19 protein-coding genes and 1 pseudogene are annotated in these 21,012 nt (G+C 62.0%); 3 read left to right on the forward strand and 17 right to left on the reverse strand.

Annotation, left to right across the window (positions count from 1 at the left end):
* Positions 1–154: 154 nt before the first annotated feature.
* Complete coding sequence (locus QM797_RS19165; protein WP_283277378.1) at positions 155–703, forward strand: PadR family transcriptional regulator; 549 nt, start codon at positions 155–157, stop codon at positions 701–703.
* 143 nt (positions 704–846) lie between these two features.
* Here QM797_RS19165 and QM797_RS19170 read toward each other — a convergent pair whose 3' ends face one another.
* The 11 genes and pseudogenes from QM797_RS19170 to QM797_RS19220 form a co-directional block, all read right to left on the reverse strand.
* The gene (locus QM797_RS19170; RefSeq protein WP_283277254.1) at positions 847–1,953 is read right to left on the reverse strand and encodes a GGDEF domain-containing protein; all 1,107 of its coding nucleotides are present in this window, start codon (positions 1,951–1,953) and stop codon (positions 847–849) included.
* 621 nt (positions 1,954–2,574) lie between these two features.
* Positions 2,575–3,217 (reverse strand): annotated as a pseudogene (locus QM797_RS19175) (Gfo/Idh/MocA family protein); the annotation flags it as partial.
* 32 nt (positions 3,218–3,249) lie between these two features.
* On the reverse strand, positions 3,250–3,606 hold the full coding sequence (locus QM797_RS19180; RefSeq protein WP_283277255.1) for a universal stress protein: 357 nt from the start codon (positions 3,604–3,606) through the stop codon (positions 3,250–3,252).
* A 28-nt stretch (positions 3,607–3,634) separates the two neighbouring features.
* The gene (locus QM797_RS19185) at positions 3,635–5,050 is read right to left on the reverse strand and encodes a sugar porter family MFS transporter (protein WP_283277256.1); all 1,416 of its coding nucleotides are present in this window, start codon (positions 5,048–5,050) and stop codon (positions 3,635–3,637) included.
* A gap of 102 nt (positions 5,051–5,152) precedes the next feature.
* Complete coding sequence (locus tag QM797_RS19190) at positions 5,153–5,305, reverse strand: hypothetical protein (RefSeq protein WP_283277257.1); 153 nt, start codon at positions 5,303–5,305, stop codon at positions 5,153–5,155.
* 458 nt (positions 5,306–5,763) lie between these two features.
* Positions 5,764–6,498, reverse strand: a complete 735-nt coding sequence (locus QM797_RS19195; protein WP_283277258.1) for a hypothetical protein — start codon at positions 6,496–6,498, stop codon at positions 5,764–5,766.
* A 71-nt stretch (positions 6,499–6,569) separates the two neighbouring features.
* Positions 6,570–7,640 (reverse strand): lipocalin-like domain-containing protein, encoded by a 1,071-nt coding sequence (locus tag QM797_RS19200; RefSeq protein ID WP_283277259.1) that lies wholly within the window; start codon positions 7,638–7,640, stop codon positions 6,570–6,572.
* A gap of 35 nt (positions 7,641–7,675) precedes the next feature.
* Positions 7,676–9,163: an aldehyde dehydrogenase family protein gene (locus QM797_RS19205; protein ID WP_283277260.1), complete on the reverse strand. Its 1,488-nt coding sequence runs from the start codon at positions 9,161–9,163 to the stop codon at positions 7,676–7,678.
* Positions 9,160–10,482, reverse strand: coding sequence for a homogentisate 1,2-dioxygenase (gene hmgA / locus QM797_RS19210; protein ID WP_283277261.1), 1,323 nt, complete (start codon positions 10,480–10,482; stop codon positions 9,160–9,162). The genes QM797_RS19205 and hmgA overlap by 4 nt, the downstream gene beginning before the upstream one ends.
* Positions 10,479–11,732 carry an oxygenase MpaB family protein gene (locus QM797_RS19215; protein WP_283277262.1) on the reverse strand — a complete coding sequence of 418 codons (1,254 nt, stop codon included), beginning with the start codon at positions 11,730–11,732 and terminating at the stop codon, positions 10,479–10,481. The genes hmgA and QM797_RS19215 overlap by 4 nt, the downstream gene beginning before the upstream one ends.
* A complete protein-coding gene (locus tag QM797_RS19220; RefSeq protein ID WP_283277379.1) occupies positions 11,729–12,832 on the reverse strand; it encodes an alpha/beta hydrolase family protein in 1,104 nt (367 codons plus the stop codon). The genes QM797_RS19215 and QM797_RS19220 overlap by 4 nt, the downstream gene beginning before the upstream one ends.
* Before the next feature lie 156 nt (positions 12,833–12,988).
* On the opposite strand from QM797_RS19220, the gene QM797_RS19225 reads away from it, so the two are divergent.
* Together QM797_RS19225 and QM797_RS19230 are read left to right on the forward strand one after the other, a co-directional pair.
* Positions 12,989–13,630: an Rv1363c family protein gene (locus QM797_RS19225; protein ID WP_283277263.1), complete on the forward strand. Its 642-nt coding sequence runs from the start codon at positions 12,989–12,991 to the stop codon at positions 13,628–13,630.
* A complete protein-coding gene (locus tag QM797_RS19230; protein WP_283277264.1) occupies positions 13,627–14,109 on the forward strand; it encodes an Rv1363c family protein in 483 nt (160 codons plus the stop codon). The genes QM797_RS19225 and QM797_RS19230 overlap by 4 nt, the downstream gene beginning before the upstream one ends.
* Here QM797_RS19230 and QM797_RS19235 read toward each other — a convergent pair.
* Genes QM797_RS19235 through QM797_RS19260 form a run of 6 tightly spaced genes read right to left on the reverse strand, consistent with a single transcriptional unit; the run spans position 14,106 to position 21,012 of the window.
* Positions 14,106–15,401: an MCE family protein gene (locus QM797_RS19235; RefSeq protein WP_283277265.1), complete on the reverse strand. Its 1,296-nt coding sequence runs from the start codon at positions 15,399–15,401 to the stop codon at positions 14,106–14,108. The two genes, QM797_RS19230 and QM797_RS19235, sit on opposite strands and share 4 nt — an antisense overlap.
* Complete coding sequence (locus QM797_RS19240) at positions 15,398–16,516, reverse strand: MCE family protein (protein WP_283277266.1); 1,119 nt, start codon at positions 16,514–16,516, stop codon at positions 15,398–15,400. Before QM797_RS19240 ends, QM797_RS19235 begins: the two co-directional genes overlap by 4 nt.
* Positions 16,513–17,739 carry an MCE family protein gene (locus tag QM797_RS19245; protein WP_283277267.1) on the reverse strand — a complete coding sequence of 409 codons (1,227 nt, stop codon included), beginning with the start codon at positions 17,737–17,739 and terminating at the stop codon, positions 16,513–16,515. The genes QM797_RS19240 and QM797_RS19245 overlap by 4 nt, the downstream gene beginning before the upstream one ends.
* Positions 17,736–18,791 carry an MCE family protein gene (locus QM797_RS19250; protein ID WP_283277268.1) on the reverse strand — a complete coding sequence of 352 codons (1,056 nt, stop codon included), beginning with the start codon at positions 18,789–18,791 and terminating at the stop codon, positions 17,736–17,738. Before QM797_RS19250 ends, QM797_RS19245 begins: the two co-directional genes overlap by 4 nt.
* Positions 18,788–19,810, reverse strand: coding sequence for an MCE family protein (locus tag QM797_RS19255; protein WP_283277269.1), 1,023 nt, complete (start codon positions 19,808–19,810; stop codon positions 18,788–18,790). The genes QM797_RS19250 and QM797_RS19255 overlap by 4 nt, the downstream gene beginning before the upstream one ends.
* Positions 19,807–21,012: an MCE family protein gene (locus QM797_RS19260; RefSeq protein WP_283277270.1), complete on the reverse strand. Its 1,206-nt coding sequence runs from the start codon at positions 21,010–21,012 to the stop codon at positions 19,807–19,809. Before QM797_RS19260 ends, QM797_RS19255 begins: the two co-directional genes overlap by 4 nt.

Consider the following 21,012-nt stretch of genomic DNA (forward strand, 5'->3'; position numbering starts at 1 on the left):
GACCAAGGCCATCGGAACGTCGTCACGTGAGCTGATGTCGATCGCGGGCGGCCGCATGTGTGGCCGCCCACGATGCGTCGGTCCAGCCGATCGCGGAGACGTCGTGCATGTTCGGATAAGCAATTACGCACCTGATCCGATGTATATTTCAAGCATGGCTCTGCGGAACGCGATACTCGCTGCCCTGCTTGACGGCGAATCCTCCGGTTACGACTTGGCGAAATCATTCGATGTCGCAGTAGCGAATTTTTGGAGTTCCACTCCGCAGCAGCTCTATCGTGAACTCGATAAAATGGAGATCGACGGGCTCGTCGAAGCACGCCTCGTCGCGCAGCAGCGACGCCCGAACAAGCGAATGTTCGCACTGACGCCCTCCGGCAGAGCGGCCTTGCACGAGTTCATCGAACGCGAGCCGAAACCGACCGCGATCCGGGACGAACTACTGGTCCAGGTCGAGGCCATGGACGGAGACGACATCGAATCGGTGCGCGCGCATCTGGACACGAAAAAGGCAGCAGCACAACAGAAACTGCAGCAGTACCAATCGTCGCGCGAGTACCTGCTCAGCGGACGAACCGAACGCGATTACCTGGCCCACACCGACCGCATCGGCCATTTCCTCACCCTCGCGCGAGGAATCGCATTCGAGGAAGAAACCATACGCTGGTGCGCGTACGCGCGCGGGGTGCTCGAGGATCGGTAGCTCTACAGCGAGGTTCCGGTACGTCCGTATCCTTGGCATCGGACATTCGTGAACCACCCCCGCGAAGCGATCTCCCTACTCGTCGCAGCGGCAGGGGCCGCGACGTCTGCAACCGCCCGCACAAGCTGTGGTCTGCAAGCATCCTATTCGTCGACACCGGTCACATCACCTGTTTCGGTGTGTTGTTGGGAATCGTAATGGACCCCATTTCCGCCCGCTCGCTTTGCTGCGTACATCGCGCTGTCGGCTCGGTTCCAGGCTCGCTCGAAGTCAAGCCAACGTGTTCCAACTGCGAGGTGAGCGACGCCGACACTCATTGTGACCTGCGGCTCCGGGCATCCTGCCAGCCTGGTCTGGAGGCGCGTTACCTGCTCGATGGCAGTGTGCAAGTCAACGTAGGAAACGATCGCGAATTCCTCGCCTCCGGTTCGCGCGGTGATCGCAGGAGGCGGGAAGGTCTCCAGGATCGCCTCGGCGGTTGTCCGAAGGACCTGATCTCCCAGTTCGTGACCGTACCGATCGTTGACGAGCTTGAAACCGTCGAGGTCCACCACCAGAACCGCAGCTCCAGCGGTACCCGAGAGAGGCTTCGATTCTCGCTCGGCGACCGCAGCCGCCAACCCGCGCCGATTGCGCAACCCTGTCAGCGGATCGTAGAAGGCATTGGCAGCATCGCTGCGCAGGAGCAATAGGAGTGCCTGGGTCAGCATTGGCACTGAGAACAGCACGAGAGCCAAAGTACTGAAATAACCCCACGCCAGCACCACATCGGCCGAAGGCGCGGTGACCGCTCTCGCAAGCAGGATTCCCGCGACGAGGAGGGCCCAGGCCTGATGAGCCAAGAAGAGCTTCGGACCGTGGAAAGCCGCGATGTAACTGCCGACTATTCCGAGCGCTGCCGCGCTTGGTAGGGCGACGAACGGGTCAGCCAGCATGAGCAAAATACCGGCCCCGATGAATTCCAAGCAGAGGACGAAGAGTCGCGATACTTGCTCCGAGGGAAACGGTCCGCGGACCCACGCTGCCCCAGTGACCGCCATTGCGGCGGCGACGGCATGCCCGAAGGTCTCCGCAGACGAGGATGAGAAACCTGCCGGAGTGTGAATTGCGCTAATGCACATGCCAGCCAGGAACCAGCACCAGATACCCACCGCGATGTGATTGTGGCTCAACAACGAACTGTTGCGGTGGTAAGCCACAGACCACGCGTAGTCAGCGGGAAACGACCACCACTGGTGAATCAGACGCATGTCGATCGTCGCCTTCACGCACTAAGAGGGCGTCACCACGACTCGACACCCGTGTGGCGAGCCGTCCCCGTGCCCCGCAGCGACAGAAGCCATTCTGTCAGTCGTGTCCGTGCATCTCTAATAGTGGGCCAAAGCGACGGCCACTCACAACGGCAACGTGCCGTGTGCCCCGGGCCATCTGCCTGCAAGCGGGCGATGGTCGGAGCTGTCAGGCCGGCGACACGACACCCGGGCGGCCTGACAGCACCGGCGCGGCCCGTGAGCAGGATCGAGGCGACATCGTCGTACAGAAAACAGCTCCCACCGCAAGCGCGGCCACGCTGGCCTGGACCGCGACGTCGTGGCGGATGCGCCGCCGTCTCTGATAAGACGTGCTCGCGCACTACGGCTAACCCACGCAGTGTCGGCCCGTAACCCGCAGCGCTCGATCTATCATCGGTCCGCGAGAGGGTGAGAGGGAGACCTCAGACGTAGCCGATCGTCATGTCCAGGTGAAACGGGCATCGACGCGAGTGGTCGTCCGCCATCGACACAATAGTCATTCAGGAAGACCTCGTCGCGTGTGAGTGGTTGTCCGTTCACGCCGTCGGAGTTGAGAAGGTGCGCTGACGAGGGCGAACCTCAGGCACTGGGTTGCGCCCAGCGACCGGATGCAATCGATTCGGACATGGCATCGAGTACCCCGGCGCTGCGGACGGCGTCTCATAGCGTTGCGCCGCATGGCTTACCATCCCCAGTCAGCCCAACGACCGCTCGGCAGTCTCTGCGATGGCCTTGAAGAAGCGCATTGCCTCGATGACTTTGAGGTCGTCGTAACCGATGGAGGATGCCGAACCGGGTTGGAATGCGCCGTACTCTCCGTGCGAAGGTCCGACGTAGACGGTCGATGCGGGTTGATCCTGGTATCGGTCACCTGTGCTGAGGGATAGTTCGCCCAGTCGGCGGAAGTCCCAGGACACAGCACCTTTCGTGCCGTGGATCTCGAATCCGTACGCGTTCTGATCGCCGACGGCCACGCGGCTGGCCTCCAGAACGACGCGCGCTCCGCTGTGCAGGCGGAGTTGGCTGCTGACGAAGTCCTCGTTCTCGACGGCCCCGCGTTCACCCCCGGCTGCGAGAGCGTGTCCGGTGGTGGAGCCGTTCGGCTTCGTTCGCTCGGGAACGAAGATCGCGGTGTCTGCCACCAGCGACTCGATGTCGCCCAGGAGGTAATAGACCAGTCGGCTCCGTGCGAGGCGAGATCGCCCAGCACTCCGTTGCCCCCCACGAGCCCACTCGAAGCGCCGGCGAGCGGACTCAGCTGGGTTGGACGCTCAGGACCGGTACGGGTGACATCATCAGTAGGCGCTGAGTGATGCTGCCCAGCAACGCTTTGCCGACGCGACTGCGTCTTTTGATTCCGATGACGAGTCGCGTCACTTCGGGATGTGCGTCGATCTCGTCGAGGACAGCTGTTGCTGGATCGCGGTCTGCGCGTCCGGCACGGTCGATGACCAGCACAGCAAGCTCTGCGTCGAGGCCGCTGACGTCGAGTCCGCCGAGAGTCAAGTTCACCACGATCAGTTCGGTGCGCATGGCGCGTGCTTCGTCGGCCGCGACGCGCAGGGCGTGGCGGCCTTCTTCGTTGTCGGTTACTGCAACCAGTATTGCCATGTCGTGTCGTCCTTTCTATGCGTTCTGTTCACGAATATTCGCGACGGAATCGGGCCTCTAACTCTTCGAGCGATTGCCCGCGTGTCTCCGGTACCTGGGTGACGATGAAGATCAGTGCCAGGATTCCGAGCCCGACGAAGATGAAGAAGGTCGGCGCTATGCCCAGCGCCTCCACGACAGGCGGAAATGCCAGCGCAACAACGGCATTGGCCAACCAGAGCATGAAAACACACACTCCGATTGCGAAGCTACGGATCTTGAGCGGGAAAATTTCGGCCAGCATGAGCCACACGAGGGGGCCGATGGTGCCTTGCATGCAGAAGACGAACAGGACGACGAAGACGAGGATGAAGTACGCCTTCGCCGTGCCGTCGGGCAGCAGTAACGCGGACAGTCCGACCAGGAGGTGGAAGAAGGTCGTCAGCCCGAAGCCGGCTATGAGCATCGTCCGGCGGTTCACCTTGTTCATGATGAGCAAACCGACAGTGATGCCGAGAACGCTGAACAAGCCGTTGAGCGTGTTGGCGATGATTGCGGCGCTGTCGGAGAAGCCGGCGTCGCTGAGCAGTTGTGTGCCGTAGTACATGACCGAGTTGATTCCGGTGAACTGCTGGAAGACGCCGAGGCCGACGCCGATGAAGATGAGCCGCCGGATCCAGCGGACGGACAGGTCTGCGGCACCTCCGGTCTGGGAGAGCTTCTCTTCTTCGGCCAGGGCATGTACTTCGGCCATCTCGGCCACTGCGCGTTCCTCGGTCCGCACCTGCTTCAGAACCGCCAAGGCTTCGTCGTCGCGACCCTGCAGCACGAGCCAGCGCGGACTCTCGGGCATGCGCAGCATGCCGACGAACAGCGCGATCGCGGGAAAGAGTGCGACTACGAGCATGTAGCGCCAGACCGATTCGTGGTCACCCCAGATATTGAAAATGATGGCGTTGATGATGAAGGCCGCGAACTGGCCGCTGACGATCATGACTTCGTTGCGGGTGACCAGCGATCCGCGTCGTTCGGCAGGTGCGACCTCGGAGAGATAGACCGGGACCGTGGCGGATGCGCCGCCGACTGCAAGGCCGAGGATGAATCGGAATACCGCGAGCACCTCCCACGACGGGGCAAGCACGCATCCGATCGTGCCGAGAGCGAAGACGCCGGAGAGCAGCAAGATGTTGTGGCGTCGCCCGTATTTGTCGGACAGACGCCCTCCCACCAGTGCGCCGATCGCGGCGCCGAAGATGAGGATGCTGACGACGAGACCTTCGGTGAACGAGGTGAGCCCGAGGTCGTCTTTCATCGGTTCGAGGGCACCGTTGATCACTCCGGTGTCGTAGCCGAACAGGAGGCCGCCGAACGTTGCGACGACGGCGATGACGCCCAGTCGCCTGGAGTGTGTCCCTGGGGTGTCGGGCGGGAGCGCACTGCGTGAGGTTGGTTGAGCTGAAGACATCTGTTTCTCATCCTCCGATACCCGTGGGTGGCGATGTGCCGGCAGAGCTGAACTCTTTATGTATGTATGTCTTAACATACTCACAGGGGAATGAGAAGTGGGTCACATTGCTTCACCCGCCGAGCCGCCGGTCGAACGCGCGGCGATCGAGAGCGCGTCCTTCGAATCGCCGATGAGCTCGGGTACAAACCCGACGCCACCGCTCAGCTGTTGGCACGAGGACGAATCGGTATAGCCGGTGACTGCAATATTCACCTGCCTCGACTTCTTCCCGGTGACCTGTTGGCCCTCGCGGGTCGAGATCGTGCTCGTTGGCGCACGAGCGCGCGACCGATGCAAATCGGCAGCGCCCGAATCCGAAACCTGAGCTAGTAGCTCTTTCGAGTTCGTCAGGTCGGGTGGATTGGGGTCAGGCGGGCGCGGGAAACGCTGCTGATCGGGTCGGTGCGGTGCCGATGACGGCAGACCGCGTCTCGGTCTTCGACAGCTTCAGGTGCGTCCGGATGGCATGGGTCTAGATTCGTACCGAAATCAGAACACCCGCAGACAAAGACGTTTGAATTCCCATCTGCGTCCTTGAAGCCGGTGAACAATGGAGACGTGGACATCCGAGGTGCGATCTGTCCGTCCTGCCGGGGGCGATTTGGGTCCATCTGCGTTCGATGCCGAGTCATTCGGTTTCTTCGATTTCTTCGACGACGTGCCCGGGATCCCTACTCCGGAACTGATTGCACCGTCGCCTCGAAGTCGAATCTGTTGATTGCACCGATACCAGTCGACTCCTCGGTGCCGATCAACGCGGCGATAGCGGAGCCCCCGTTGGCCGAGACTCGTCCAACTCCGGCCTGCGCCGTCGGATGGTGCACGGCGAGGCGCAGTACGTTGGTGCCACTATCGGTCTTGTTCCAGATGCTGACCTTATCGAGCGGTGAAGGAAGCTGCGGAAGTGGTGCCTGATCGACGATCCGCACGGAGCCGCCCTCGGATACTCCGCCCGAAGAATCGGCGGTGGCACCGACCCCGGGTAGGTACGCGATATCGAACCCGGCTGCGCTCATCAGGTCGTAAATTTTCTTGTTATCGGTTATCTGCTCGACTGCGTAGAAGTGATAGCCGGGTGTTGCATCGTGGCGATCGACCGAGAGCACCCGCTCGCCGAAGGCGAACGGTCCGTCGAAGGGGACTCCGCCGATGGTGCCGCTCTGACATGTCTCTACGCCCATGAGCAACGATGAATTGCCAGGTAGGCCTGGCCCTCCGGGCAAACCGATGAAGCTCGACGAGGTGTATCCGCCGGGCAGTGCAGCGGTCGCGTTCGCAGGAGGAACGGACACGATGGCAGACACCTCGACGCAGTCTCGCGCGGAGAAGCCACCGAGGTCGACCGGGTGCGCGGCGTTCGCGGTGGGAGCCACCGCAATCCCAAGCACGAGGGCAACCGCCGTCACCGATGCCGTCCGGCCTGAAGATATCGAATTTAGCTGCATATCAATCGCTTTCGCTCGAGACGGGTAGGAGATCAGTTCAGTGCGACAAGCTCGTGCAGTGTTCGTCCTGTCCGAACGTCGGTCGTCTCGCCGCGCACCACCGTGAGCTCGAAGGTGGAATCGAAGCGAAAGTAGCCGGGGTGCCCGACAAGTCGGTACAACAGCGGTCGAAAGGCCTTGTGTCCGGCCACGGGAACGTCGTCGAGTAGATCGTGTGCGTGTACAACCTTGTCGACTGTCAGTACGAGCTTGACGACACCGGGAATTTCGATCTTCAGCCACTCCGGGTACTTGCGATTGGCAATTGCGTTGTACTGCATGGGGCCTTCAGTCACTTCTGCTTCGCCTGAGCTGAGAATCACCTCACCCTTGTATGCCAGCATCAGTGGCCGGCTCTCGTGCGCATCGAGCCGGTCCTGCGTCTTCACCAGTGCATACAGGAGCGAATAGTCGTCGTCGTACAAGCGCCCCCAATGCCAGCGGTCGATGACTCTCTTCATATCGCCGGCACCCCAGTTGTGGTCGGCATACCCTCTACCGGTGACGGTTTTCGTCGCTCCTCCGATCGTGATCGACCCCTCGACACGTGCACGGGGAGCAGCGACGACCCAGCCGAACACATCGGTACCGCCGAAGAGCGTTTCGCCCTCGCCAGGCATCCAACTGGGTAGCTCATTGTGAAACCTGAGGTCGAACTCGACGTCCTCCTCCGAAAGCGACAGATGGTGAATCGGCAGGCTGTCCGCCGGGAACTCGGCCCACGCATGATTTCGCCCGACGCGGACGTCGCACCGTGACAGAGCCGCGGAGGCTTCCTTCTTCGAGTAGCGCTTGAAGATTTGGCGGCGGGTACCGTCCGGCGCATAGATGAGAATCTCGACGCTGGGCTTCGCGACGAGTGCAGGCTCCTCAGGCCGACGAAGATTTAGGAATCCGATGATCGTGTGTCCGTCGTCGAGGTGGGCGTCGAAGTACCAGTGCTCGAATCCTGTTCGGCTGCCGGGTACCGGGTGCGCACCATTGTGGCGCGGCAGGACCTTTGTCAATATGGCATCGGTTCTGTCTGGGCCGTTCCAGGTTTCGACGATCTCGGGCGTTGTCATCTGCTCTTCTTTCGTGTCGGTGATCGATCGAGGCATCAGAGGCCGTCGAAGCCGATGTGCACTGTCTTCTCTTCGGTGTCTCCGTCGAGACCCGACCGGCCCAGTTCGCGGCCGATGCCACTGCCTGCGCGTCCACCCCAGGGCAGCGCTGGATCCGGTACTCCCCAGCCGTTGACCCAGACGGTTCCCACCCTCAACTTCTCGACGACAGAATGCACGCGAGAGATGTTCTGTGAGTAGACCATTGCGTTGAGTCCGTATTTGGTGTCGTTTGCGATCGCGATGGCTTCCTCGGTTGTGCGGAAGCTGATGACCGTGGCAACCGGACCGAAGATTTCGTCGCGGGCGATGGTGTGGTCGTTGGTGCCGCGGAACACGGTCGGCTGCGCGTAGAAGCCGGTCTCCTGTTCTCGAATTCCGCCGCAGACCAATTGCGCGCCCTCGGAGATGCCGGACGCGATGTACCCGTTGACGCGCGCGAGCTGCTTGGCATTGACGATCGTGCCCATGGTCGAGCGGTCGTCGAACGGATTGCCGACCACCGCGTTCTCTGCAGCGGCGACGAGTCCGTCGACGACTCGATCGACTACGGACTCGTGCGCCAGCACACGGGTGCCGGCAGCACACACCTGGCCCTGATGGTAGAAGTTTCCCATTGCGATCCAGGGCATCGCTGCGTCGAGATCGGCGTCGTCGAAGATCAGCTGGGGCGCTTTACCTCCCAGTTCGAGAACCAGCTTGCGAAAGCTTGTGCCCGCGAAGCTCTGAATCGACTGCCCCACGGCTGCGCTGCCGGTGAACGAGACCTTGTCGACACCCGAGTGGGATGCAAGAGCCGCCCCCGCAACGGCCCCCAATCCGGTGACCACATTGAGGACGCCGTCAGGAATGCCTGCTGTGGCGGCCAATTCGGCCAGCCGCAGAGTGGACAACGAAGCATCTTCGGCCGGCTTGATGACGACGGTGTTCCCGGCAGCGAGAGCCGGTGCGAGCTTCCAGGCAGCGATGAGCGCGGGATTGTTCCACGGTGTGATCGCGGCTACGACTCCGAGTGGCTGGCGGACGGTATACCCGAATCGATTCTGCGGTCCGAAGTTCGGCAGCGACACCGTCGATCCTGAGATTTTGTCAGCCCAACCCGCAAAATGGCGGAACACTTCAGCGGCGCACGGGATGTCGCCGTTGACGGAGTCGCGGTAGAGCTTCCCCATCTCGACGGCTTCGAGTGCGGCGAGTGTCTCGGCGTTCGCTTCGATGAGTACAGCTAGTCGGTTCAGGGCCCTACCTCGTTCGGCCCCGCTGGTCCGTGACCATTCGCCGTGCTCGAACTGTTCACGCGCGGAATGCACCGCCGCATCGACATCTGCTCGACCGGCGGCGGCAATCTCGGCGACCACTTCTCCGGTGGCAGGATCGGCCGAGGTGTACGTCGCGCCGTCGGCGGCGGCGACGCGCGCGCCACCGATGCGTAGCAACGGCTCGGGTAGATCGAACTCCGGTCGGGTGATGTCGGCTGTGGTCATCGGGGATCTCCTGTGCCTTCGGGTGTTCGCGGATCGAACTGTCGCTGCAAGCCGCTCCACGAGGAGTCGTAGTCCGGCTGGCGGTGCTGTGCACTGTGCGCGAAGTCCGTGGTCACCAACGGAAGACGCGTCTCGAACATGAACGCCAGTGACCCGTCGAATTTCTGAGGCGCTAGCTCCGCGTTCGAAGCGGTGGTGAACGTCTCGAAATCAGGGCCGTGCGCACCCCACATGTTGTGCAGACTTGCCCCGCCGGGGACGAATCCCTCGGCCTTGGAATCATGTTGTCCACGAACGAGACCCATGAACTCCGTCATGATGTTGCGGTGAAAGTGCGGGGGCCGGAAGGTATGTTCTGCGACGTTCCACCGAGGTGGGAAGATTGCAAAATCGACGTTGGCTTGGCCGGGCCGCTCGGAGGGCGAGGTCAGGACCGTAAAGATCGACGGGTCGGGGTGATCCCACCCGACCGTCCCCATGGTGTTGAACCGGCCGGTATCGTACTTGTACGCGCTGTGAGTGCCGTGCCAGGCCACCACATCCAAGGGGGAGTGGCCGTACTCGGCCGCCCACAGTTGCCCGCCGAACTTCTGGATCACCTGTACCGTGTCGCTTCGATCCTCGTACGCAGCAACGGGATAAGAGAAGTCTCGCGCATGAGCAAGCCCGTTGGATCCGATCGGGCCGAGTTCGGGTAGCGCGAAGTAGGCACCGTAGTTCTCGCACACGTACCCGCCGGCGGACTCGCCGTGCAGCGATACCCGAAACTTCACGCCTCGACCGATCACTGCTATTTCACCGGGGACGACGTCGAGAAGTCCGAACTCGGTGTGAAGCCGAATACCACCGGTCTGTGGGACTACCAGCAGTTCGCCGTCGAGATCGGCGAAGTATCGCTCGGTCATGGAAGTGGTCGCATGGTACATATGCACAGCGATTCCGTTGCGTTCGAGAACGTTACCGTTGGCGGCGACGGTGTACATACTGTCGATGAAGTCCGCTTCGGGCCACGGTGTATCGAACGGATTCCAGCGCAGTCTGTTGACATCGAGGATTCCGTCGACCAATGGGGCGGATCGAAAATACCGATTGTCGACTCGCTCGAAGCGGGGGTGCCTGGCGGACGGGTTGATGCGGTAGGTCCAACTGCGCCTATTGATCTCACGCGGTTCGGTGAATGCTGTGCCGGACAGTTGCTCGGCGTAGAGGCCGTAAGGCGCACGCTGAGGTGAATTCTGTCCCCACGGCAGTGCACCGGCGATTGCCTCCGAATGGTGTTCGTTGCCGAAGCCTCTCTGGTACTCCAGTCGATCGGTCATCGCCGTAGACCTCCCTTTGCCTCGAATTCAGCTTCACGGCCGTCCATTTGAGCGCGTAGCCAACTCCGACGATGCGCGTCCGATATCCGTTCCAAACGAGGCCCGACCCCGGGCACTGTGCGCCGAATCAGTTCCAGGACCGTGATGAATGGGAACCGCGCCAGCACGATCAGAATCCAGGGAAATGCCGAGGGCATGTCATACTTGCCGCGTGTTCCCGGGCTCATGAACAAGGTGGTGTAGGCCGCGTAGATGCCGTGATTGTAACGAGCACGAATACGCGCGAGCCCCTTCTGGTTCGGCCGCGGGGCGAAACTCGCGGGGAACGATTCGATCAGTTCCTTGCCGTGGATGCCCGCGTCGTAGCTGCGTGCCGCAGAGACCATGGCCGTCATGCGCAGTGAGTCTGCGATCGTGGTCGGGAAGTTGGATACGTCGACGCCGAGTAGATGACCCATGTACTTCTGGAAATGCAGCAACGCTCGAATCTCGTCGGGTGTCGTCTGCAACCCGACAAGCCTCAGCGCCAACGCCGGCACGGTGCTGCCGCCCAGCAGCGTCAGCATCTGATAGCCCTGGCTGATGGGATAACCCCACTGTTCGGTGTGCCATTCCGGGTGGCCGTCGATGCGGCGTCGAACCGAAACGTGCATCACTCGTACCTTCATCGCCGTCGCGCGACCCGTCGATCCGATCCGAAGCAACGCGCCCGGTTCCGATGTGTCAACCCAGAATTGGCAGGTCTCCAGGAATCGTCGAAGGGCGTTGTCTCCTGCGTAGCCGCCGGCTAGGGAGAGCGGAGTCGCTACCGCCGCCTCGGTGTACATCTCCAATGTGATGCCGCCGGCAACGGCGAACAGCATCGTTCCCCAACGTCGCCAGATGGCAGCGCCTTGTTCGACGACCTCCGGTCGGACCCAGTCCGGCAGCGTTTCGAACTCGTCGAACAGAACCTGCATGCTCGCTGGGACGTCGTCGAGTGCATCGATGCCCTCGACGAGCGCTCGGTCGAGAAGTGCTCGGCCGGCCGTCGGGTCTGCTGCGAGGACCTCGTCGACGAAATTCTCGGCCACAGCATCTCCACGAAAAAGGCTGTCGCAGAACTCCACAGCGATCTTGTCGGTAGGAAAGATCGATATGTTGAACAACTTTCGCGCTGTCGATTCGAGTCGCGCGATTCGAGGATGTTTACGGTGTTCCCAGTAGGTGAACGCTGTCGGGACTCGTTCGAAGTCTGCGGTGAGCGTCATAGGTTCTTCTCGATCCAGGCTCTGCACTCGCCGGTGACGGTGCCGATGCCGTGTGGTTGGTCGACGAGATAATGGTTGAGGTCGCGGAGTTCGATCAGTGTCGAATCGGGGCTGGCCGCATGCATTGCGCGGGAATCTTGGGCGAATGCAGCTTGGTCGCCGAGTAGCGAGACGATCAGCGTCGGTGCAGCGATGTTGGGCAGGTTCTTGATCGCGTCGGCACCGGTGTATTCCGAACTCCACGTGCTGAGCCAGCTTCGTACCGACACGAATCGGGCCAGACCGCCCGCAGAGGTGTTGGCGCGCTCCGGATCTCCGTACATACTTCCCACCTGTCGGTCGCTCGGATCGAGGGTGATGTCAACGAAGCGCGGGTCGGCCACGGTGCGGTGCACGACAAACGCGCGGTCCGAGGCACCCTGCGCCGTGATGCTGTCGAGCTCCCGGATCGCCCATTCGTCGATTCGCTCGATGCGCGCAAGCTGTGCGGCGCGGTACCGCGTCACCCATTCGCGGTCCAAGGGACTCGGTCGATCGGGAGCGTAGAGATCGAGGTCCGGGTCCGTCGACGTCGGATCGAGTTCGTCGGTGACCGAGGCATCGATCCAATGCCGAAGGACTTGGGCTCGTCCGGTATGGGCACCGACGAGCATCAGTCCGTCCGCGGGTACGAGTGGTGGACCGTCGATGTCGGCCGTCGGGTTTTCGGCCTGCTCCTGGTAGTAGGTGGACAGAGATCCGCCGCCGCTGAATCCGAGAAGTACCACCTTCTCGAATCCGAGTTCGTTCTTCAACCACCGCACACCGGCACCTACATCGGCGATGGCACGTTCCATGAGCAGGGCCGGCTCATTGGAGCTGTAGCGCGTGTTCAGGCCCATGATGGGCAGGCGCGCCTCGGCGAAGCCGCGGAGCAGAAAGTGTGAGAGGAAGTCCGAGGTCGGGTGGACCATCAGGATTCCCACGTACTTGTTGTGAATACGGTCCGCAACGAAATTGGCATGCAGGGTGGGGTAATGCCGCGAGAGACCCGAGTGCATTTCCACGCGGCCGTCTCGGGCGGGCTCGTAGGGTATTCGTTGGAAGTTGTCGACGATCACGGACAAGGTCCGCCTCCTAGGGCGTGTGCGATCTGGATCACAGAAAGCTACCATACTTTGAGGTATGGACAAGAGTGATTTTTCCTCGTCAGACGACTGCGGTACTGCCGTACCGTGTAGTACGGTAGGTGGTCGTGAGATGAGAAGGTGATTGGGATGGTCGATCGAGAAGTGTTGGCGGACAGCGTATCCGTCTCCGCAGCGGATCGCGGGTCTACCGATGAGGATGCCGGCATTCCTGACAATTCAGAGGCGGGCGGCGGGTCGGCGCTGGATCTTGATGGTGATGAACGCACCCCTGTCGTGCGCTCCCGGAACTACCGGCGTCGGGGTCTCCTCGCCGCAGTCGCGGTGGCGATAGTGTCGCTCGGCGCAGTCACTGTCGTAGAACTGATCCACTACCAGCAGTTCGGGGCGGCGCAGGACCGTGACCAGCGCTACCTGCAGGCTGCCCGGCAGAGTGTGCTGGATTTGACGACCATTTCTGCGGCTACCGTCGACGACGACGTCGCACGGGTCCTCGAACGATCCACGGGTTCGTTCCGCGAACAATTCGATCAGCGATCCGACGACTTCGTCTCCGTAGTGCAGCAGGCAAACGTCCAGGCGACGGGAGCCATCACCGAAGCCGGGATCGAGAATGCGGATGACAACACCGCAAGCGTTCTGGTGGCGGCGACGTCCAATGTGTCCAATTCATCCGGAGCGCAACAGGAGTCGAGAGTGTGGCGGCTCCGAATCAGCCTCGAGAACGACGGCCAGACAATCCTGGTGTCGGATGTGGAGTTCGTCCCATGATCAAAGAGCGGTTGCTCGTAGCAGGCTTGTCCGTGCTGCTCGTCGGCACAGGTGGAGCGGCGGCCACGCTGTACGCAATGAACCGAGCAGGCGACGAGCAGTCGCAGGCGGGCGTCGGTATCGGCGACGCGGCCGACGACGGGGCCGTCGCGGTTCTGTCCTACCGTGCCGACTCGGTCGATGACGACATTGCCCATGCGTCGTCGTTCCTTACCGGAGATTTTCTGACCTACTACAGTGCGTTCGGTGCCGATTCGATTGCGCCGGCAGCCAAAGATCGTGGAATAACCTCGAGCGCAACAGTTTCGGCGAGCTCGGTTGTCTCTTCGTCGGAGAGTTCGGCAGTGGCGTTGGTGTTCGTGAACCAGAACATCACCTCCACCGACGCACCCGACCCGAAGGCAGCGTCGAGCAGTCTCCGCATCGAACTGACCCGCGTCGACGGCCGGTGGCTGATCTCCAAGCTGGATCCGATCTAGTTCGGTACCAGCAGTCCGTCCAGTGGGTCCGGTACCGAGTCGAGACCCTCGTCGAGGTATCGCCGACCATCTCCCGCTATGTAAGAAGTGTCGGTCGGGTTGTATTCGCCGGTCGACGCCACAGGATCTCGACACAGCTCGACGGTTGCAGCCCGACGGCCCGGAAACTCCATGCAGGGTAGGTTCCTGGCCCCTCGGATGGCACTCGGATCGGCTGGATCCACCTTGCAATAGAGACCCGCGGGGGTCGGTATCGTGTCGACCTCGGTGGGGGACCTGCGTTCGGATGCTGGCAGGAAGCCGGTGGTACACGGGGGCGGATCGTTCACTTGAGCTGCGAAGTAGGTATTCTGACCCGGCTCTCCTGCTTGCGAATTGAGCATGCCCGTACCTTGTGTCGCCGCGATGAGCGGCGGGTACAGCACCAGAATTTGTTCGATCGACGGGTTGTACACCACGGCAACCTGTTCGACGGTCGTGAGGTTGGCCAGCAACAACGGCAGGGTCGGCTGAAGCTGCTGGAAGAGTGCAGTCACTTCGGTGGCCATCGGCGTACCCCGATCGATGAGAGATCGGATGGAGGCGTCACGGTCGCGTAGCGTTCCGGTGATACCGGTGAGCGATGCAGCCCAGTTCCTGATGGACTCACTACTGGCTTCGGTCGCTGCCAGCACCGGATCGGCGTTGTCTATCAGGGCAGTGATCGCGTCGGTGTCGGCGTTCGCGTCGGCGCTGAGATTGCGGAGGGAATCGAGTAGTCCGGCGACGTCCGCTCCCTTGTTTCCCAGCGCCGTAGAACTCTCGTCGAGGACACTGCGGAGATTGTCGGAGCCGATGGAGGCCAACGCGCCCTGGAGAAGATCGATCGTGGGCCCGACCTGTTCCGGGACGGAGGTTCGGTCCAGCGGAATCACCGAACCGTCGGACAGGTAGGGGGCGTTCTCGGAATCGGGGATGACGTCGATGTACTGCTCGCCGATCGCAGACATGGAGTGGACCTCAGCTCGGGCATCGGCCGGAACAGCGACACCCGAGTTCAGCGACACCACGGCCCGAGCTCTGTTTCCGGTACTGGTGAGTTCGACGACCCGACCGATCTCGGAACCGCGGTAGGTCACATTCGCGCCGGTGTACAGGCCGGCCCCATCGGCGAGTTCTACCGCAACCCGATATCGGCCGATACCGAACTGTTCCGGGACGCGCGCAAAGTAGATGCTCGTGGTCGCTACGGACACGACGGCTACGGCGAGGATGACCCAGAGTTTGCGGTGCAGTGCCTTCTTCGGAGTCATGGGTTACCTGCCGGTGGGATGAGTAGGTCGGGTGTGGTGGGGACCGTCGGTGCCGGATTGGGAGCGATCGATCCGAGTGCACCTTCCAGTGGTGTTCCGAGAAAGAGTGCGTTGTCGAGGGTGTCCAGCCGAAGATCCAGTGTCACTTCACCATTGGCATAGTCACCGCGGACAGCGTTCTGGTAGGTATCGATCGGGAACGGGTAGGTGAGCAGATAGCGGAACGAATCGGTCAGTGACGTTCCCGAATCCGCCAACGACTTCAGAACGGGACGCAGTTCTTGCAGTTCGGCGACCAGATCGCCGCCGGTGTCGTCGACGATCTTCTCCGCTGTGCTGCCCAACTCGCCCAGCGAAACCAACGACGTGGTCAGATCCACCCGCCGGTCGGCCAACACTGTCAATGCAGGTCCGAGAGTGGTTACCGCGTCGGCGAGTTGGGTGTTCTGAGCAGCGACGTCGGCCGCGAATCTGTCGAGGTTGTCGATGGATCGCTCGATGTCGGCTTGTTGCTCGACCAAGCCGGAGAGCAGGGAGTCGAGTCGAGCGATAAGCGTGCGAACCGACTCCGGTCTGCCTCCGAGCGCGGCGTCCAGTTCGTCGACGATGTCACCGATCTGTGGAAGTCCTCCACCGTTGAGCACCAGCGACAGGGACGACAGAGTTTGTTCGGTGGTGGGATACGCACCCGCACGGTCGATCGTGATGATGTCGCCGTCACTGAGACGGCCGGTAGGTGGCTCGGCGGTGGGTGCTGCCAGTTCGATGTGCGTCGAGCCGAGCAGACTGGTCTGACCGACCGCTGCTGTGGCGTTGGCCGGCAAGTCGACGCCTTGGTCGAGGTGCACGGTCACGACGGCATGGCCGCTGTCGAGAGCGATATCCGCGACCCGTCCGACAGTGACGTCGGAGACCAGCACACGTGAATTGCGATCGATGGTGGACACGTCCGGCATCTCGATGACCACTGAATACGCACCGTCTCCTTCACCCGCAGTGCCCGGTAAAGACAGAGAGTTCAGGCCCTGCCAGCCGCACCCGGAGGTCAGGAGTATCAGCAGGGCAGCGCTGACCGACACCAGGGAACGGCGCGTGGTCGGTCTCCGTGTCGTCATTGCCCACCTCCAGGAAGCAGCAGATCCGTCAATGACGACGGGGAGGGTATCGGAGATGGTGGCGGTGCAGCCGGCTCCAGCCCCGGCTCGCTGTAGACGAGTTGGTCCGGTAGTGCACCGACACCGTGAATCGGGTTGGTGGACAGTGGAAGATAGTCGAAGGCCAGAGTCTTCAACAACGGGCCGAGGTACTGCACACACAGGTTCGCCCCTTCCTGTGCCCCTACCTCTTCCGCCGCGGCGATGGCAGAGCAGATGAAGTCCATCGGGTTGGCGAAGTTGTTGGGGGCAAGCGCGGAGACGATCGCATTGTGCGCGGGTTGGTAGATGTTGTTCAGATTCGACAGCGCGGTCGGGGCGACGTGGAGAATCTGGGCAATTCCGTCACGCTGCGTGGCGAGCTCGCCGACCACGGTTTGCAAGCTTCGGAGTGTGTCGTCGAGACCGTCCCGGTTGGCAGAGACGAACCGAGTGACATCACCGACGGCGGCGTCCAATGAGGTCAAGGCTGTGCCTATTTGTTCCGAGTTGCTGTCCAAGACGTCGGTGACGGACGCCATCGAGTCGTTGAAGTCGACGATCTGCTGTCCGCTCGCCGAGAGCGCCGAGACGAACACCTGCAAATTTCGAATGACGGCGAACAGATCGGTTCGGCCGTCCGACAACGTCTTCAGTGCGTCGGAGAGCTGGACGACAGTGGTGGCGAGGTTCTGACCCTGCCCGCGCAGGTTGGCGTCGGCCGCATCGACAAGTGCTCCCAACGGTGCCCTTCCATCGGGTGCCGCGGTCCCCAGAGCATCGGCGACGCGAGCGAGCTGCGCTTTGATCTGATCCCACTCGACCGGAACTGCAGTGCGCGAGATCGGGATTCGTTGTCCGTCCTCCATTGTCGAGCCGCCGGTGAAGGGTGGGGTCAGCTGTACGAAGCGGCTGGCGACCAAGCTTTGCGACACGATGACGGCCAAGGCCTCGGACGGTACCGAATACGACGATTCGACCTGCAATTCGACGTCGACGTGATCGCCGCGCGGTTCGATCGAGCTGACCGATCCGACATCCACGCCCATGATCTTGACGTCGTCACCGACGTACAGGCCAGTGGTACTGGCGAATTCGGCGACGACCGACGTGGTCGTCAGACGGGGCACCACGGTATAGGACACCGCAGCAAGCACGGCAACTCCCACGGCGATGGCGGCCAGTTGCCACCTCCTGGCGGTCACCGCGGTGCTCCGTCGATAACAGAGAACGGATTGACGCTGGCAGATTCACCAGGTGCGGGGCCGAGTCCGAGCGCGGCCCTGATGAACGGCGAAATGACCTGCCCGGGAATCAAGTTCTGGATGTAGGAGTTGAAGAACGGCCCACTTGACACGGCCTCACCGAGTTGGGTGATGTATGGACTGAGATTCTCGATGGCCTGCCCGATGTTCGCTCGGTTCTCCTCCAGAACGTCGAGCACCGAATTGAGCGAGGTCAGTGTCGATCCCAGCTGGCCTTCGTTTTCGGCAACGAGACCACTCAGGTTCTGAGCGAGGGCGGTGACGCTATCGAACAGTCGGTCGACGACGGCTCGACGGCGGTTCAACTCACCGAGAATGGTGTCGGCATCGACGATGAGGGTGTCGATCTGCTCGCTTCGAGTGGCCAGTACCCCGGTGACCTGTTCTGCGGTCGCCAGCAGAGAGCGTAGAGATTTGTCGCGGGAGGCGATGGTCTGGGACAGCCGCCCGACGCCGTCCACCGCGGCAGCGAGGTCTGCGGGAGTCTGTTCGAGGACGTCGGTGCTCACGCGCATGGCCTCGGTGAGTCCATCGGTGTCGAGTTCGGTGACATCGTCGGTCAGATCTCCCAGGGCATCGGTCAATTGGTAAGGGCTCGTGGTGTTGTCCAGGGCGATTCGGGCTCCGGGGGAAAGGTGTTCCCCCGTGCCCGGTTCGATGCGGAGGTTTTTCGTGCCGAGCACAGTCTGCGTGGGGATCGACAGGCGCGCGTCCTGCCGCAGTTCGACGTCGCCATCGATCGTGAAGGTGATGATCACTGTGTCCGCATCGATCTGGATAGCGGATACCGTGCCGACGACGATTCCAGCGACCTCGACGTCTCCACCGACCGCCAGGCCGCCGGTGTCGCGAAACACGCCGCTGTACACCGAACCCGCCGACAGAATCGGCAGTGACGACACGTTCGTTGCCACCAACGTCAGCAGGATCGCCAGGGCCGTGCCGACGATACCGAGGCGGACCGTGTTGCGGCCGCGTACGCGTTGGTTCATCGCGGCGCACACCTTCCGGTTTCCTGGCCGATGAGCGGAGTCGTGAGGCCCTGCCCGTCGGGTGTGTCGATTTTGAGCTTTATTCCGCACAGGTAGTAATTGAAGAAGTTTCCGTAGGCGCCGAGCCGGCTCAATGCGGCGTACGTATCGGGCAACCTCGACGTGATGCTTCCTATCGTCGCCTTCTCCGAATCGAGTTGTACTGCAGTTCTGTTCAGTTCGACGAGGGTGGTCTCGAGTGGCGGCCTCGCGACCGTCAGCAGGTCTGCAACCGTGGTGGCCGAAGAATCGATGCTAGATAGCGCGGTCCCCAAAGCAGCACTGTCGGCAGCCAAGCCGGACACCAGGTTCTGGGCGCGGTCCAGCGCTGTGGACACCACCTCTTTCTGGTCGGCCAACGTCGTCAAAGTCGTATTCAGATTGGTGATCACTTGCCCGATCACGAGGTCTCGGTCGGCAAGTGAGGTGGTCAATGTCGCCGTATGGGCGAGCAGTGATGCAATCGAACCTCCTTGTCCCTGCAGGGTTGCGACGAGCTCGGCCGTCAAATCGTTGACCTTCGTCGGGTCCACGGCCTCGAACAACGGCTCGAAGCTCCCGATCAATTGATCCAAATCCAATGCGGGAGAGGTTCGCTCGACAGGGATGGTCGCGTCCTCGAGTAGGGGATCTGCGTCACCCGCTCCGTCGGTGAGCTCGAGGTACCGGTCCCCGACGAGATTTTGGTACCGCACTGTTGCAGTGGTGGAGGACGTCACCGTGTAGCCGGCACCGACGTCGATGCCCACGGACGCGTGATCGTTGTCGACAATCTTTACGTCACTCACCTTTCCTACTTCGACGCCGGCCACTCGAACGAAGTCACCGCTGCGCAGTCCTGACGCGCTGGTGAAGATCGCGCGGAACGACGTGGTGGAGTCGAATCGTATCTGGCCGAAGACCACGACCAAGCCGGCCAGGACTGCGCTCATCAGGACGACGAACACGATCAACTTGGCGACGGTGGATCCGCGCGTCATCGAGTGCCTGCCGGTGTTGCGAGCCCGCCGGGGAGAAAGTCGAGTATGGAACTCGGCGAGAAGACGGGGCCGGTGTTACCTGCTCGGAACGGGTTGGATCCGGTGTCGGCAACCACATACGGGGTCGGCACGGCATCGTTCGGCACCATCGGTAGAGCTCCGCACCTCGGACCGCCGGACGCCGCTACGCGGGGCAAGTCGGACTCGTATGTGTAGGGCGGTATGCCGAACAAGATGGTGCTATTGAGCAACATGGTGCGTCCATTCCCGCCGGACACTTCCTCTGCACCGACCCGGGCGCGATCTGCACCCTGCAAGAAGCACGTGAACTCTGGTGAATATTGCTCCAGCAGTTCGGTAGTCGGTTTCAGCTCGTGCACGGTGCTCGAAATGGCTGCGGCGTTCTCCGACAACACGGCATTGCCCACGTCGGCCATTCCAATGACGCCGAGCAGCACTGCATCGAGTGTTCCCGCCTTGTCGACGAGCGTTCGTCCGGTCGTAGTGAGATTCTCCAGGTTCGTCAGCAGATCCGGTGCGGCGTCAGCCAGCGTCTCGGTGACCGTCGCTCCTGCTGCGATCTCGCGCTGCAACGTCGGTACCCTCGGTTCGACGGCTGCCAACAGTGCACTCGTCTCGTCGATGCTCAGTCCCAGATCGTTGCCGCGGCCGCGAACGGCGGTGGCAAGTGAGGTCAGCGTCGAGTTCAGTTTGTCCGGTTCGACGGCGGCGAGTACCTGCGTGAGGGTCTGGAAAACCGTGTTCACTTCGACTGTGACCGAGGACGAGTCGATGATTGCGCCGGAGGAGATCGGGACGCTCGACGGATTTGCCGGCTCGGTGAGGGTGACGAACTTGGAGCCGAAGATCGTGGTGGCGGCAATCCGCGCTTCCACATTTTCCGGAATCGATTGCGCGGCGGCCTTTTCGAGCCGAAGTTCGACGACCGCGCCGCCTGTCACCTGATGGACCGCGTCGACTGTTCCGACTTCGACTCCGTGGATCTTCACCAGGGCTCCTGGTTGCATGACCAGGCCGCTGCGGTCCGATTGCAGTGTCACCCAGGTCGGTGGATCGACGGCGTCTTTCACCCCACCGGTAAAGGCGAAGTAGGTGGCTGCCACGGAGAGCAGAAGTAGGCCCGCCATGACGCCCGCGGCGATGCGGGGAGCGGCCACTGCGTTTCGATGCCCTGTGGTCAT

Source organism: Rhodococcus sp. IEGM 1381 (assembly GCF_030056795.1).
Lineage (GTDB): Bacteria > Actinomycetota > Actinomycetes > Mycobacteriales > Mycobacteriaceae > Rhodococcoides.